The sequence below is a fragment of the Actinomycetota bacterium genome, assembly GCA_040905475.1.
Taxonomy (GTDB): domain Bacteria; phylum Actinomycetota; class AC-67; order AC-67; family AC-67; genus DATFGK01.
Map to the genome: position 1 here is coordinate 25,447 of JBBDRM010000055.1, position 13,953 is coordinate 39,399.

The following is a 13,953-nucleotide window of genomic DNA, read 5'->3' on the forward strand; positions in this document are numbered from 1 at the left end:
CGGGCAACGAGCCCGGCAAAGAGCTCAAACAGGCATGTCGGAGCGCACCAGCGCACGTCCGGTGTCGGCGACGCGCGGCGCCGACAAACCGAACTTCTCGTACAGCTCGGCCTGCGATCCCGACTCTCCATACCAGCGCGTGCCGACCCGAGCGAGCTTCGCGTCGATGCCTTCCTCGCCGATCACTTCGGCGACGGCGCTGCCGAGGCCGCCGTTCACGTTGTGATCCTCTGCGCTCACGACGTGGCCGGTGTCGCGCGCAGCCGTTGCGATCGCGTCGCGGTCGATCGGGGCGAGCGTGTGCACGTTCAGGACCCGCGCGGAGATGCCTTCCCCTTCGAGGAGCTCCGCCGCCTTCAAGCACTCCTGAACGAGAGCGCCGGTGGCGACGAGCGCGACGTCGTTCCCGTCGCGGAGCGTTTCGGCCTTCCCGAACTCGAAGCGGTACCCGTCGCCGTGGACGTCTTCGAGCTTCTGTCTGGTGAGCCGAAGGAACGCCGGACCCTCATGCGTCATCAGATAGTCGACGGCACCGTGGGTTTCCGCCGCGTCGCACGGCTGGATGATCGCCATGTTCGGCAGCGCACGCATCACCGCGATATCCTCGAGCGACATCTGCGTCGCGCCGTCGTCGCCGATCCCGACGCCGACGTGCGTGCCGACGATCCGGACGTTGGCTTCGTTGTAGCCGATGGAAACGCGGATCACCTCGAGCCGCCCGGCGACGAACGCCGCGAACGATCCGGCCCACGGGATCCGCCCGGACAGAGCGAGACCCGCCGCCACCCCGAGCATGTTGCTCTCGGCGATGCCGAGCTCGACGAACCGGTCCGGATAGGCGGCCTCGAACTTCTCGGCGAAGGTGGAGTTCTTGAGGTCGCCGTCGATGACGACGACCCGCTCGTCGCTCCCGACGCGAACCATCGCGTCGCCGAACGCCTCACGCGTGGCGGCCGCGCTCATCGGGACCCCCCGAGGATCTCCGCGACCGCCCGCTCCGCCTGCTCGGCGTTCGGTGCCTTGCCGTGCCAGTCCGGGTTGAGCTCCATCCAGGACACACCCTTGCCTTTGATCGTCTTCGACACGATGGCGGTCGGCTTGCCGGTCGTCGCCATCGCCTCGTGCATCGCGTCCAGGAGGGCAGCGTGGTCGTGGCCGTCGACCTCGATCGCGTGCCAACGGAAGGCGCGGAACTTCTCCGCGAGCGGGGCGAGGTCCATGATCTCGCTGACCCGGCCGGTCTGCTGGACCTGGTTGTGGTCGACGATCGCGCACAGGTTGTCGAGGGCGTACTTCGGCGCGCTCATCGTCGCCTCCCACACCTGACCCGACTGCGACTCGCCGTCGCCGAGCATGCACCACACGCGGCGCTCCGACTTGTCGAGCTTGCCGGCGATCGCCATGCCCACGGCGACCGACAGCCCCTGGCCGAGCGATCCGGTCGAGGCCTCCACGCCGGGCACGCGCAGGCGGTCGACATGCCCCTGGAGCCGCGACTCGAACTTGCGGAACGTCTTCAGCCAGTCGTGCGGGAAGAACCCGGCTCGCGCGAGCGTGACGTAGAGTGCCGGCGAGCAATGGCCCTTCGAAAGCACGAAGCGATCGCGGTCGGGCCAGGTCGGCTCGGTGGCGCGGTATCGCAAGATGCCGCCGAAGTAGAGGCAGACCAAGGCATCGATCGCGGAAAGGGAGCCGCCGGGGTGACCCGAGCCGGCCTCGGTGATCGTTTGGATGATGTCGACGCGGAGCTCGCGGGACAGCTGCTTGAGCTCTTCGACGTCGAGCGCCTGGGTGGGTTCGATCACCTTCGCCACGAGAGAAACCTCCCCGGACCTGGGGGAAGGAAACCCATCCTAGCAGCGCGAGCCCGTCGTCGACCGGGCTGCTACTTCGCGATCGAGGCCTCGCGGCGGCGCCACTCGAGGTACGCGCGCATCAGCGCGTCGAGGTCTCCGTCGAGCACCGCGTCCACGTTCGAGGTCTCGTGGTTGGTCCGGTGGTCTTTCACCATGCGGTACGGGTGCAGCACGTAGGAACGGATCTGGGAGCCGAACGCGATATCGCGGCGTTCACCGCGTAGCTCCTCGAGCTTCGCGACCTGCTCCTGGCGCATCAACTCGGCCAGCCGGGCCGTCAGGACCCGCATCGCGACGTTGCGGTTCTGGAGCTGCGATCGCTCGTTCTGCGATGAAACCACGATCCCCGTCGGCAGATGGGTCACCCTGACCGCCGAGTCGGTAGTGTTCACCGACTGGCCGCCCGGCCCGCTCGACCGGAACACGTCGATGCGAAGGTCGTCCGCGTTGATATCGACCTTCACGTCCTCGTCGAGCAGCGGCACTACATCCAAGGAGGCGAACGAGGTGTGCCGGCGCTTCTGCGAGTCGTAGGGCGAGATCCGCACGAGCCGGTGCACGCCGCGCTCGGACGACAGGAAGCCGTATGCGTACCGGCCCTTCACGATGACGGTCGCGCTCTTGATCCCCGCCTCGTCTCCGGCTTGCGCCTCGATCAGCTCGGTGTCGAACCGGCGGCGCTCGGCCCATCGGAGGATCATGCGAAGCAACATCTCGGCCCAGTCTTGACTCTCGGTGCCGCCGGCGCCCGGATGGATCGACACGATGGCGTCGCGGTCGTCGTACTCGCCGGACAGCAGCGTCAGAACGTCGAGGTCGGCGAGCTCCTCTCGCATCGCCTCGACCCCGTCGCGGATCTCGACTTCCACGGAGGAGTCTTCCTCGGACTGCGCGAGCTCGTTCAGAACGATCAGGTCGTCGAACTTCGCCTTGAGGCGGTCGTAGAGCGCGATGTCGTCGTCGAGGCGCGACAGGTCGCCCATGAGCGCGCGCGCCGCATCGGGGTCGCTCCAGAGGTCGGGAGCTGAGGTGCGTTCGCGAAGCTCGGAGGCCTTGGTGCGCTTTGATTCGACGTCAAAGATAGGCCCTGGCCGCCGCAAGGGCGCTGCCCAAGGCCTCGAGCTCCTGCGAGAAATCGTTCGGCATGTCGCGATCCTACCCGGCCGCAGCTTGAGCGCCGTGGCACTTCTTGTACTTCTTCCCCGAACCACACGGGCAAGGGGCGTTGCGCGGGACCTTGTCCGAGCGGACCGTCTCCGCGACCGGCGCTTCGGGCGTGTCGCTCGAGGTGAGCCGCCAGCGCGACTGCTGAGCCTTCACCTTCTCCTCGGGCGCCCGGTCCTCGCGCACCACCTGGAGATGGAAGACGTACTTGACGAAGTCTTCCTTGATCGACTCCAGCATGCCCTCGAACATGCCGAACCCCTCGCGCTGGTACTCGATGAGCGGGTCCTTCTGGGCGATCGCGCGAAGGCCGATCCCCTCCTGCAGGTAGTCCATCTCGTAGAGGTGCTCGCGCCACCGGTTGTCGAGCACGCTCAACAAGACGCGACGCTCGATGTCGCGGAACTGCTCCTCGCCGATCTCTTTCTCACGCCGCTCGTAGACCTCGAGCGCTTCCTCGAGGAACTTCTCCTCGAGGTCGACGGTGGTGAGGTCCGCCGGATCGAACGACTGCTTCGAAAGCTGCGTCGGGTAGATGGTGTGCATCTGCGTGAACAATCCGTCGAGATCCCACTCGTCGGCAGCGATGTCGGGGTTGGTGAACTCCGCGACCGTGGCACGCACGACCTCCTCGATGAAGGTGATCGTGTTGTCCCGCAAAGATTCTCCGTCGAGGATCCGGTTCCGCTCGACGTAGATGACCTCGCGCTGCTTGTTGATCACATCGTCGTACTTGAGGACGTTCTTGCGGATCTCGAAGTTGCGCGACTCCACCTGTCGCTGCGCCCGCTCGATGGCTTTCGAGACCATCCCTGCCTCGATCGGCACGTCCTCGGGGATCTTCAGCCGGTCCATCAGGCGCGACACCATTCCCGAGGCGAAAAGCCGCATCAGATCGTCCTCGAGCGAGAGGTAGAAGCGGCTCTCGCCGGGGTCGCCCTGCCGGCCGGAGCGGCCCCGCAGCTGATTGTCGATCCGCCGCGACTCGTGACGTTCCGTGCCGAGCACGTACAGCCCGCCGAGCTCGACGACCTTGTCGTGCTCTGCCCGCCACGAAGGCTCCATCTCCTTCATGCGCCGCTTCAGCTCGCGGTCGAAGTCCTCGGTTTCCTCCACGAGCCCCTCGCCGAGCAGAACCTGCTTCACCTCGAACTCGGGATTGCCACCGAGGATGATGTCGACGCCGCGGCCGGCCATGTTCGTCGCGACCGTGACCGATTGCCGCTTGCCGGCCTGCGCGATGATCAGCGCCTCTTTCTCGTGCTGCTTGGCATTCAGCACGTGGTGCGGGATGCCTTTGCGGTCGAGCGCTCGCGACAGCTTCTCGGACTTCTCGATCGAGATCGTGCCGACGAGGACCGGCTGGCCGGCTTCGTAGCGGGCGGCGATGTCGTCCACGAGCGCAGAGAATTTCCCTTCCTCGCTCTTGTAGACCTGGTCGCCCTCGTCCCGGCGGACCATGTCTCGATTCGTGGGGATCTGTACGACACCCATCTTGTAGATGTGCTCGAACTCCGCGGCCTCCGTGTACGCCGTACCGGTCATGCCCCCGAGCTTGGAGTACATGCGGAAGTAGTTCTGGATCGTGATCGTCGCTAAGGTGACGTTCTCTTCCTTGATCCGAACGCCCTCTTTCGCCTCGATCGCCTGGTGCATCCCCTCCGAGTAGCGCCGGCCTTCGAGTACGCGGCCGGTGAACTCGTCGACGATCTTCACCTCGCCGTTGGTCACGATGTAGTCCACGTCTTTCTTGTAGAGCTCCTTCGACCGAAGAGCATTCTGGAGGTAATGGACGAGCGGTGATGAGATGTTGTCGTAGAGGTTCTCGATCCCGAGGATCTGCTCGACCTTGTGGACGCCCTTCTCGGTGATCGCGACGGTGCGCTTCTTCTCGTCGACCTCGTAATCGTCGGGCGGGTGCAGGCGCGGCACGACGTTCCGCGCGAACTGCCAGTACCACTTCGCCGACTCCTCGGAGGGCCCCGAGATGATCAGCGGCGTCCGGGCCTCGTCGATCAGGATCGAGTCGACCTCGTCGACGACGGCGAAGCTGTGGCTCCGCTGGACGCGGTCCTCGGGCCGCCAGGCCATGTTGTCGCGCAGGTAGTCGAAGCCGAACTCGTTGTTGGTGCCGTAGGTGATGTCGGCGTTGTACATCGGCTTGCGCTCTTCGGGCTTCATCCGCGACTGGATCGTCCCGACCGTCAAGCCGAGGAAGCGGTAGACCGGCCCCATCCACTGCGCGTCGCGTCGCGCCAGGTAATCGTTCACGGTGACGACGTGCACACCCTTGCCGGTGAGCGCGTTGAGGTAGACGGCCGAAGTGGCGACGAGGGTCTTGCCTTCACCGGTCTTCATCTCAGAGATGTAGCCGTTGTGGAGCGACACCCCGCCGACCAGCTGGACGTCGAAGTGCCGCTGCCCGAGGGTGCGCCGGGCGGCTTCGCGGACGACGGCGAAGGCCTCGGGGAGCAGGTCGTCGAGGGTCTCGCCTTCGGCCAGGCGCTCCTTGAACTCGTCGGTCATGCCGCGGAGCTCGTCGTCCGAGAGCTTCTCTATCTCGGGCTCGAGCTTGCCGGCGGCCTCCGCCTGAGCGACGAACTGCTTGAGGCGCTTGCCTTCACCGAAACGCAGGATCTTGTCGAACATCGTCGGCCATTATCGCCCGGCGCACGGGCCGACGCACGGCCCCGCTCCCGAGCCACAAGACGGAGCCCGGGCGCCGTTTCGGCGCCCGGGCTCGGATCGGTGCGACGCAGCTACCTGATCCCCGGCTTCCCCGGCTGGAACCAAACCACCTCGGACTCCGGAACCGTGACGCCGCCGGCGCCATTTTCCTGGAGGCGCTTCGTGGCCTCGCGCTGCTCTGCGGCCGGGTTGGTGTCGCCCACCGGAGCAACGACGGTAGCCGGGGGTTCGCTCGTTCCCGACACCGCGATCCCGATCCCCGTGGCGGCCGCGGCGAGCGCCGCGAACCCGATGACGAACCCTTTGACGCCGCGAACCTTGGTGCTGCTCGGGATGCGGGTCCCCCGGTGCGCCTGGGTCTGGATGGTGGTCATGGCTCCTCCCCTTTTCCCGCGGGCCTAGCCCGCCTTACCGAATCTCGTGGGCAAAGTCTCGCGTGTTGGGGAGACGCGGTCGTTCACGAAGGTGGCATCGCGGATGTAAAGCTCGCGACACAACGCGATGCCGTGGAGGCTCGGGTACTGCCGAAGCCCGGGCATCCGCCCGGGCTTCGGCTTCGGAGGGCTCGCTACTTGCTCCAAGCCTCATCCTTCATCCGCTTGAACGCGTCCGTCGAGGTCGAACCCTCGATGCCGCTCTGAGCGTCTTGGTGATGGCGCTTCACTGCGTCGAGATGCGCGCTCGACGAGGGGTTGACGTAGCTCTCGGCCTGCATCCGCTGCAGTGCCGCATTCTCGGGACTCACCGGGGCCACGATGGAAGGCGCATCGCTCCGGATCGCGGAAACCCCGAACCCGATTCCCGTTCCGGCGGCGGCCAGTGCAACCAGCCCGAACACGAACCCCTTGACTCCCCGGATCTTCCGCGGCTGGACCTGGATCCCTCGCGGCCGCACCTGGGTCTGAACGGTCATGACTCCTCCTCCTGCTCCGCGAGCTCCGGTCGACCCGGGCCCGCCCTCCGCGTACGACCGGTAGGCGTGAGGATGGACGGAACGGCCGTTCAGAGGGGGTGTTCACTCCAGATGAACGGACTTAGGTCTTCCAGGCTGGGCTCGAGCGTGGGTCGGGGGTGTACGAGCAGAACGTGCCGGTACGAAGGGTGGCGTCGAGATGTGCTCCGAGGGGAGGGCTCTGCTCGGCGAGCCGGGCCACGGCCGCCTTGATCGCGCGGGTGACGTTCACGCGGGCACGCTCAGAGGCGGAAGCCGCCTTGCGGTCGCGACCCCCAAGACCCACGGCGCCGGCAAGCTGCTGGACGAGCGCCTCGCGCTCCTCGACGGCCCGGGCGGCGCGCTCGCCGTCGCCCCAGGACCGGGCTTCCTCGATCGTCTGGTCGAGCTCGGCGAGGCGCGACCGGTATGCGGCCTTGGCCTCGGGATCCAGGATCTCGCCGGCGTCGCCGAGGTCGCCCGCCGCGAGGTCGTCCTCCCGCGCCGCGACGCTTCCGGCGCCGCCGTGGCCGACGAGGTCGAGGACGTGGAACTCGCGTGCGGGGGAGGCGAGCAGCGTCGCCAGGTATCTCACGCCTTTCGAGTCGCGGATGCGGAACGAGGGTCCGTCGTACGCGACCGACCAATACTCACCTTCGCGCACGAACTCGTTCATGGCGCTCGGAGCGGCGGGAGGAGACGGCTCGGATGGGCGCAGTGAGGCCAAACCCAGCGTGGTTGCGAGCGCGTCCAGTTTCCCCTCGAGCGCCGGCATCCCAAGCTCACGCGCCGTCACCGACGCTTCGGCGACGAGCACCCGAGCCCGTTCATTCTCGGTGGCGTCGTTCGACCTGGCGAGCATCTCGGCGTACTCGTGCTGCGTGTGGGCGACGAACGGCCGCGCGCCGAGCCGCGCGTTATGCGCGATCGCTGCCTCGAAGTGCTTCGCGGCTTCGGCCGTGCGCCCCGCGACGGCTGCGGTGAGGCCGAGGTACCTCGAGGCGGATCCTGCGCAGCCCTCGCCGTGGCCGAGGACGTTCGGACGCTCGTGCGGCTTCAACAGCCGGTAGACGACGGACGCTCGATCGGCGTCGCCGAGCATCGCGCATAGCTGGGCGATCCAGGCCAGTGCCAACAGCCACTCGTTGTCCCACAGCAGGCCGGCGAAGTCGTCGGCGGCCATCGCGTCGAGGATCCCACGCGCTTCGTCGACGCGCCCCGTCTCGACGCAGATCATCGCAAGCGCAGTCGCGTGGATCGCGTACCAGGGGAACTCCTCAACGGAGCGGCGAGCGACGTCTTCGACGTCGGGAAGACGGCCCTCCTCTCGCTTGATCGCGTACGTCTGCGCGCGAAAGGCGGAGATGGCGTCGAGTTGAGCTGCGGATCCGCGCTCGAGCGCTTCCTCACTGAAGTCCTCCGCCTCACGGAAGCGACCCTCGAGGAGCGCGAGCAGCGCTCGCGCTGCGCCGGCGACCCACCGTTGGGACGGTTGGCGCAGCTCCTCGCCCAGACGCTCCATGGCCTCAAGCTCTGCCCGTACGCCGACCATGTCGCCCAACTCGAACGCGGCCGTCCAACGGCAGTGATGGCCCTGATAGGAGATCTCCTTGTCGTCGAGATCCTTGGCCACCTCGAGCATCCGATCGGCGATCTCCAACCGCTGCTCGGAATTGTCGGGCCACCAGATCGCGCCGTAGCGGCCGTCGAGGGCGTATGCCAGCGCCGACCGATCGCCGAGACGTTCCGCCATCTCGACGGCTTCGCGGCTCAGCGCGTCCGATCGAGCTTGCGCGTGCTGGCTCCGCAGCGCGCAGGCGAGGCGGGCCAGCAACCGAACACGGAGCGGATGATCGCCGGGTCCGATCGCACGCAGCGCGTCCTCGTGGAGTGAGATGAGGTGAGGATCGTTGCCGGCCCGTTCCCAAACGAAGCGGCCTCCGCGTCCGAGCGCGGCGCGCGAGAGGAGCTCCGCGTCGCCGAGTCGGCGTGCCAGTTCGGCGACGGCCAGGAAGGTCGCCTTCGCATCGGCAGCCGCACCGGCTCGCGCCTGCGCGTCGCCCATCGCAAGCAGGAGTTGGCCGCGGGTCGCCTCGTCGCCCTGATCATGAAGATCGAGCGCTTCCAAGGCCATCCCGTGGAGCCGGACCGATTCCTCGTAGGCGAGGAGCTGCGCCGCTCGCTCCCCTGCTCTACGCGCGTACGTCAGCGCCTTCAGGGCGTCGCCTCCGCGAGCGGCGTCGAAGAAATGATGAGCGAGCTCGGCCAGGTGCGGGCCGGGATCGTCGCCGTACTGAGCCTCGAGGATCTCCCCGGTCGTACGGTGGAGACGCACGCGCTCTCCAGGCTGCATCTCCTCGTACAAGGCTTCTCGGAACAACGCGTGCGCGAACCGCATCCGCCCGAGCGCGACCTCCGTGACGACGCCGGCGGCGCCGGCTTCGCCCAGCAGATCGACGAGCTCGGCGCGCTCGATCCGGCTGAGACGCTCCAGGATGTCCAAACCGAACTCGTGTCCGATGATAGACGCCCGCTGAAGGAGTTCGCTGCACTCGAAGGAGAGGTGGCCGAACCGTCGCAGGATCACGGCACGGATGCCCTCCGGCACGCCGAGGCGCATCGTCGTGCTGCCGGAACGATCCAGCCGGCCCTCGGCCGCCAGCAGCCGCACGATCTCGCCGACGAACAGCGGATTGCCTTCGGTCTCCTTGTGGACCGCGGTCACCAAGCCGGCGGCCGGGACGCGCTCGGCGGTGACCTCGATGAGGCGGGAGACCTCATCCGACCCGAGGCCCGCTATCGCGATCCGCTCGGTCGCGGGCTCGCGCAAGAGCTCGGCGATCGCGGCGACGTGTGGGTGATCACGAACGATCTCCGTGTCACGATAGGTGCCGATCATGAGCAGACGGCTGGGTGACAGCTCACGCGCGACGAACTGCAACAGGAGCATCGACGGCGTGTCGGCGGCGTGGAGATCCTCGAGGATGATGACGAGCGGCGCATCGGCGGCGGCGGCACGGAGGAACGTGGTCGTCGAGTCGAACAGCCGGAACCGTGCGCCCTCCGGGTCCATCGTGGTGGTCCGCTCGACGGCCCCGGTCGCCTCCTCGAGTTCCGGCAGGATCTGCGCGAGGTCGCCCCGGTGCTTGCCGGCGAGCGCACGGACCCGGTCTGGATCGAGGTCGCGGACGTAGGTGCGCATCGCTTGCACCCACGGCCAGTACGCCGGAGCTCCTCCAGCTTCCCAGCAGCGGCCCCACAGCACCATCGCGCCGTGCCCGCGCGCGTGATCGGCCAGCTCGTCGACCAGGCGGCTCTTGCCGATGCCCGGCTCCCCCGAAACGAGGAACAGTCGGCCGCGACCGCGAACGGCGTCGTCGAGGCCTTGCCGCAGCCGCGCGAGCTCCCGTTCCCGTCCGATGAGCGAAGACGACGAAGCCATGGGCCTATCTTCGGACGGGAGGAAGGGCTTTGGAAAGCGAGGGCGCTACTTGATCTCGAGGAGCTTCTCGCGCACGGCATAAACGACCGCCTCCATGCGCGAGTGAAGGTGGAGCTTCTCGAGGATGTTGCGGATGTGGTTCTTGACCGTGTTCTCCGAGATGAAGAGCTCTTTCGCGATGTCGCGGTTGTTCCGGCCCTTCGCGACGAGCTTGAGGACCTCCATCTCCCGGTCGGTCAATCGCGGCTGCGGCGCCGACTGCTTCTCGTCGGCGCGCTTGACCATGGTGGCGAACTCGGACAGAAGCTTGGACGCCATCGAGGGGCTGATGAGCGACTGGCCGGTCTGGACCGAACGGATCGCGGCGCCGACCTCTTCGATGGAGACCTCCTTCAACAGGTAGCCGGTCGCGCCCGCCTTGATGGCGTCGTAGAGGTCGGCCTCTTCGTCGGAGATCGTGAGCATCAAGATCTTGACGTGCGGCAGAAGCTCCTTGATCTGCTTGGTGGCGTCGATGCCGCCGCGCTTGGGCATGCGCACGTCCATGAGGACGACGTCCGGCATGAGCTCCTGGGCTTTGCTTACGGCTTCGGCTCCGTCGCCGCCCTCACCGACGACGACGATGTCCGTCTCCTGCTCGAGAACCATCTGCAGGCCGCGCCGGAACAAGGCGTGATCGTCCACGATGAGCACGCGGATGGCATCCGGGCTCTTGTCGACGACTGCGGGGTCTTTGTCCGCCACGGGGCCTCTCTCCCTTTGGGACCTCCGCGGATTGTATCGGAAGGCTACATGGGGGCGGTTGAGCCTGATTTCACGTCGATGTTCGGATGCTCGGCGCCCCGGGGCCTCCAGCGCGCCCCTTTCGGGTCACTTTGCCCTTGAGCCGCCGCACCTGAGCCTCGAGCTTGGCGACCACGATGTCCATCGCGGTCATGGGATCGGGGCCTCGGGCCGTTGCTCTCAGGACGTGCTGTTTGGCGGTGAGGGTGACCTCGACCCGATGCTTCGCGATCGCGGCTCGGGAGCCCCCGTTCTCGGTGAACTCGATCTCGGCCGTCAGTAACCTGGGAAAGAGCCGGGTGACCTTCTCGACCTTCTGTGTGGCTTTCTCCTTCACTCCGTTCGTGACGTGTGCGTGGTGGCCTTTGACGATGACCTGCATCGACACCCCCTAGCGCCCGCCCGCGAAAAGGAAAAGGTTCCGCCCGGCTGACCTGGTCTTTGACCCCACACTCGCCTGCAGGGGGATCGCAGCCGAGCTCGCGCCGGCCGCGAAGGCCGCCGGCTCTTGCGAGCCCGCTCGCTCGGCCACTCCCGCCCTCTCGCTGACGCGCTCGGCGAGCACACCGCGGCAGGGCTTACTCCTAAGTGGCACCATGCTCAGCGACAAAAAGTCGCCTTACGTGGGTCGTTTCGCCTGCCACTGGCATCGACTTGGCGCACCGGTTGACCTTTCAGCCTGCCGGTTCAACCGCAACCACAGACCCGGGCGGAACCTGAACCGATTCTACCCCCGCGCACCGGCGGGGGGAACCGGCAAAAGACGTCAGATGGCCCGGGCGAAGGTGACGACCGAGACCTCTCGGGCGCCGGCCAGCCTGAGGGCTTTCGCGCACTCATCGGCCGTCGCTCCGGTGGTGAAGATGTCGTCGACGAGCAGGACATGCCCGGCTACTGCGCCTTTGGCCTCGAAGGCCCGCCACAGGTTCACGCGACGCTGCTCCTTCGACAGGCCCGCCGAATCAAGGGTGTCGCGACGCTTCGTAAGGAGTCGCTTGGCCGGCAAGCGGAGCGAGCGTGCCAGCGGACGAGCGATCTCCTCGGCCGGGTTGAACCCTCGAGCCGCCTCCGACGCTCGGGTGGAAGGAACCCACGTCACGATGTCGCCGTTCAGCGGGCGCGCGACGCGGACCATCCGCTCGGCGAGCCACCGGGCGTTCCGCCGCTCGCCGAGAAGCTTGAACGCCTTGAGCGCGTCCCGTGCGGGGCCCTCGTAGACGACGGCTGCGTGCGCGTGGGCGAATCTCGTCCGGACCGGATGAGGCTGCGAGACACACGCGGCGCACAGCGGCGGAGCGATCCACCGCACGCCGGCCGAGCAGGGCTCGCACAACGGTGCACTCCCCCACGCGTCGCATGCAGCGCATCGTCCGGGGAGAAGAAGACCGATCGCATCGCCGACGCGCATCCGAAAGCGATGGTAGAGCCGGGCGCCCCCCGATCGCGCGACGCGGAGATACGTTCGCGACGACGGCGCTGATGACGATCTACGACGAAGCTGGGGTGCTTGGGCCGGACGTCACCATGTACGTGATCGACCGAGCCACGAGTTCGCCGTCGGCGCTGTACTTGTCGAATCGCGCTTGGTCACTCGCGAACACGTGGACGACGAGCGTCGACGGAGCGATGTCGCATGCGGGCGTCTCGAAGGCGCACGGCGGTCGCCAATCGATGCGGTAGAAGTAGCCGACCGACCCGTCGCCGGCCTGTTGCTCGATCCGCATGTACGGCCGGCCACCGCCCCACGTTCCGCGCAGGACACCCTCGGCGCCCTCGGCGGCTGAACGCTCGAGATCCTCCTCGAGGCGCGCGATGGTCACGGCGAACGTTGGCTCGCCGGCAGCGGTTCCGATCTCGCCGGGGGGAAGCACTTCGTATACGCCTTCGAAGTGCGTAACCCGCCACGTGAGCGGATGCTTCACGGTCCACTGCCCGATCGGATCTGAAGCCTCGCTCCAACCCACGTAGGGGGCGGGAGGAGCGATAGGAGGAGTGATCCGCGTGGCTCCTCCGGTGCCGAGCTGCGGCACCACGATCACGGCGGCGACGATCACCGCGGCCGCGCCGGCCAAGCCGGCGACCATCTGCCGGCGTCGCGAGCGACCCACGCGGCGCTCGAACCGGTCCCACGCGTCGAGCACCGGCGGCTCGTTGGCCACCGCTCGGTTCAACGTCTCTTTGAAATGCTCTTCCATCTTCATGGCGTATCACTCCCGCCGACGATCTCATCGGAGCTCCATACTGGGCCGAGCGTCTCGCGCAACCGGCCGACGCCGCGATGCACGAGCGATTTCACGGTGCCGACCGGCATGTCCAAAGCCAAGGCGACCTCCGCCTCCGGCAGGTCCTCGTAGAAGCGGAGGACGATCGCCGCGCGCTGTCGCTGCGGCAGCGCACGGATCGCCTCCCAGAGCACCATCCCCTCTTCGCCGAGCTCCGGCCGGTACTCGGAAGCGCGAAGCATCTCGGCATGTTTGGCGGCCACCGCCGACCGCCGCAGGAGGGAACGGCGGTGGTTCACGAGCACGGATCGCGCGTACGCGCCCGGCCGTTCTCGCTCGGTGATCCGCGACCAAGCCCGGTAGGTGCGGACCATCGCTTCCTGCGCGAGATCCTCGGCCTCGGCCCAGTCGCCGCTCAGCAGATAGCCGAGACGGCGCAGCGGTCGGAACTCCGCCTCGAAGAACTCCCGGAACTCCTGGTCTTTGGTATCCATCGCTCCCTCTCACCCGGCAAGACGCCACCGAGCGACGGAAGGTTGCGTGCCGAGAGCTACTTCTTGCGACCCGAGCGGCGTTTGGCCGCCGGGGCTGGGCGTTTGGCCGCCGTGGCTGGGCGTTTACGAGGCTTCGCGGCCGGCTTCGGCCCTGCCTTGAGAGCCGGCCGGGACTTAGCGGCGCGCTTGGGGGCCAGCTTCGAGCGCGCCTTCTCGGGTGCCGGCGCCTTGGGCTTCGGCTCCCTTGGGGCAAGTTTCTTCAATGCAACGGCGAAGGGCGCGGTGGCGGTCCCGTTCTCCGTCACGATCGCCGTCACGAGACGAGCCGGGGTGACGTCGAACGCCGGATTGACGGCGTAGGTGCCGGGCGGAG

13 protein-coding genes are annotated in these 13,953 nt (G+C 67.4%); all 13 read right to left on the reverse strand.

Translation table 11 applies throughout. From position 1 onward, the window contains the following. Positions 1-24: 24 nt before the first annotated feature. The gene (locus WEB06_04795) at positions 25-963 is read right to left on the reverse strand and encodes a transketolase C-terminal domain-containing protein (GenBank protein ID MEX2554928.1); all 939 of its coding nucleotides are present in this window, start codon (positions 961-963) and stop codon (positions 25-27) included. Then, a complete protein-coding gene (locus WEB06_04800) occupies positions 960-1,814 on the reverse strand; it encodes a transketolase (protein MEX2554929.1) in 855 nt (284 codons plus the stop codon). The genes WEB06_04795 and WEB06_04800 overlap by 4 nt, the downstream gene beginning before the upstream one ends. Positions 1,815-1,885: 71 nt before the next feature. Beyond that, a protein-coding gene (gene prfB / locus WEB06_04805) for a peptide chain release factor 2 (GenBank protein MEX2554930.1) occupies positions 1,886-3,002 on the reverse strand; the annotation gives its coding sequence in 2 pieces (ribosomal slippage) (positions 1,886-2,932 and positions 2,934-3,002; 1,116 coding nt in all). A gap of 9 nt (positions 3,003-3,011) precedes the next feature. Then, positions 3,012-5,669: a preprotein translocase subunit SecA gene (gene secA / locus WEB06_04810; GenBank protein MEX2554931.1), complete on the reverse strand. Its 2,658-nt coding sequence runs from the start codon at positions 5,667-5,669 to the stop codon at positions 3,012-3,014. A 110-nt stretch (positions 5,670-5,779) separates the two neighbouring features. Beyond that, positions 5,780-6,082 carry a hypothetical protein gene (locus WEB06_04815; protein ID MEX2554932.1) on the reverse strand — a complete coding sequence of 101 codons (303 nt, stop codon included), beginning with the start codon at positions 6,080-6,082 and terminating at the stop codon, positions 5,780-5,782. Between the two features lie 194 nt (positions 6,083-6,276). Next, the gene (locus WEB06_04820; GenBank protein MEX2554933.1) at positions 6,277-6,621 is read right to left on the reverse strand and encodes a hypothetical protein; all 345 of its coding nucleotides are present in this window, start codon (positions 6,619-6,621) and stop codon (positions 6,277-6,279) included. 121 nt (positions 6,622-6,742) lie between these two features. Further along, a complete protein-coding gene (locus tag WEB06_04825) occupies positions 6,743-10,081 on the reverse strand; it encodes an AAA family ATPase (GenBank protein ID MEX2554934.1) in 3,339 nt (1,112 codons plus the stop codon). Positions 10,082-10,126: 45 nt separating this feature from the next. Continuing rightward, complete coding sequence (locus WEB06_04830; protein ID MEX2554935.1) at positions 10,127-10,825, reverse strand: response regulator transcription factor; 699 nt, start codon at positions 10,823-10,825, stop codon at positions 10,127-10,129. A gap of 70 nt (positions 10,826-10,895) precedes the next feature. Further along, a complete protein-coding gene (gene raiA / locus WEB06_04835; protein MEX2554936.1) occupies positions 10,896-11,246 on the reverse strand; it encodes a ribosome-associated translation inhibitor RaiA in 351 nt (116 codons plus the stop codon). Between the two features lie 384 nt (positions 11,247-11,630). After that, positions 11,631-12,272, reverse strand: a complete 642-nt coding sequence (locus tag WEB06_04840) for a ComF family protein (GenBank protein MEX2554937.1) — start codon at positions 12,270-12,272, stop codon at positions 11,631-11,633. A gap of 79 nt (positions 12,273-12,351) precedes the next feature. Continuing rightward, positions 12,352-13,065, reverse strand: coding sequence for a hypothetical protein (locus WEB06_04845; protein ID MEX2554938.1), 714 nt, complete (start codon positions 13,063-13,065; stop codon positions 12,352-12,354). Then, positions 13,062-13,580, reverse strand: a complete 519-nt coding sequence (locus WEB06_04850) for a SigE family RNA polymerase sigma factor (protein ID MEX2554939.1) — start codon at positions 13,578-13,580, stop codon at positions 13,062-13,064. Before WEB06_04850 ends, WEB06_04845 begins: the two co-directional genes overlap by 4 nt. Before the next feature lie 56 nt (positions 13,581-13,636). After that, positions 13,637-13,953 (reverse strand): hypothetical protein (locus WEB06_04855; protein MEX2554940.1); only part of this gene is annotated, 317 nt, incomplete at its 5' end.

Excerpts from the sequence above, each read along its gene's own strand:
- WEB06_04825 (MEX2554934.1), bottom strand. The coding sequence starts at position 10,081 with ATGGCTTCGTCGTCTTCGCTCATCGGACGGGAACGGGAGCTCGCGCGG.
- WEB06_04845 (MEX2554938.1), bottom strand. The coding sequence starts at position 13,065 with ATGAAGATGGAAGAGCATTTCAAAGAGACGTTGAACCGAGCGGTGGCC.
- WEB06_04815 (MEX2554932.1), bottom strand. The coding sequence starts at position 6,082 with ATGACCACCATCCAGACCCAGGCGCACCGGGGGACCCGCATCCCGAGC.
- WEB06_04850 (MEX2554939.1), bottom strand. The coding sequence starts at position 13,580 with ATGGATACCAAAGACCAGGAGTTCCGGGAGTTCTTCGAGGCGGAGTTC.
- WEB06_04820 (MEX2554933.1), bottom strand. The coding sequence starts at position 6,621 with ATGACCGTTCAGACCCAGGTGCGGCCGCGAGGGATCCAGGTCCAGCCG.
- WEB06_04795 (MEX2554928.1), bottom strand. The coding sequence starts at position 963 with ATGAGCGCGGCCGCCACGCGTGAGGCGTTCGGCGACGCGATGGTTCGC.
- secA (MEX2554931.1), bottom strand. The coding sequence starts at position 5,669 with ATGTTCGACAAGATCCTGCGTTTCGGTGAAGGCAAGCGCCTCAAGCAG.
- WEB06_04840 (MEX2554937.1), bottom strand. The coding sequence starts at position 12,272 with ATGCGCGTCGGCGATGCGATCGGTCTTCTTCTCCCCGGACGATGCGCT.
- raiA (MEX2554936.1), bottom strand. The coding sequence starts at position 11,246 with ATGCAGGTCATCGTCAAAGGCCACCACGCACACGTCACGAACGGAGTG.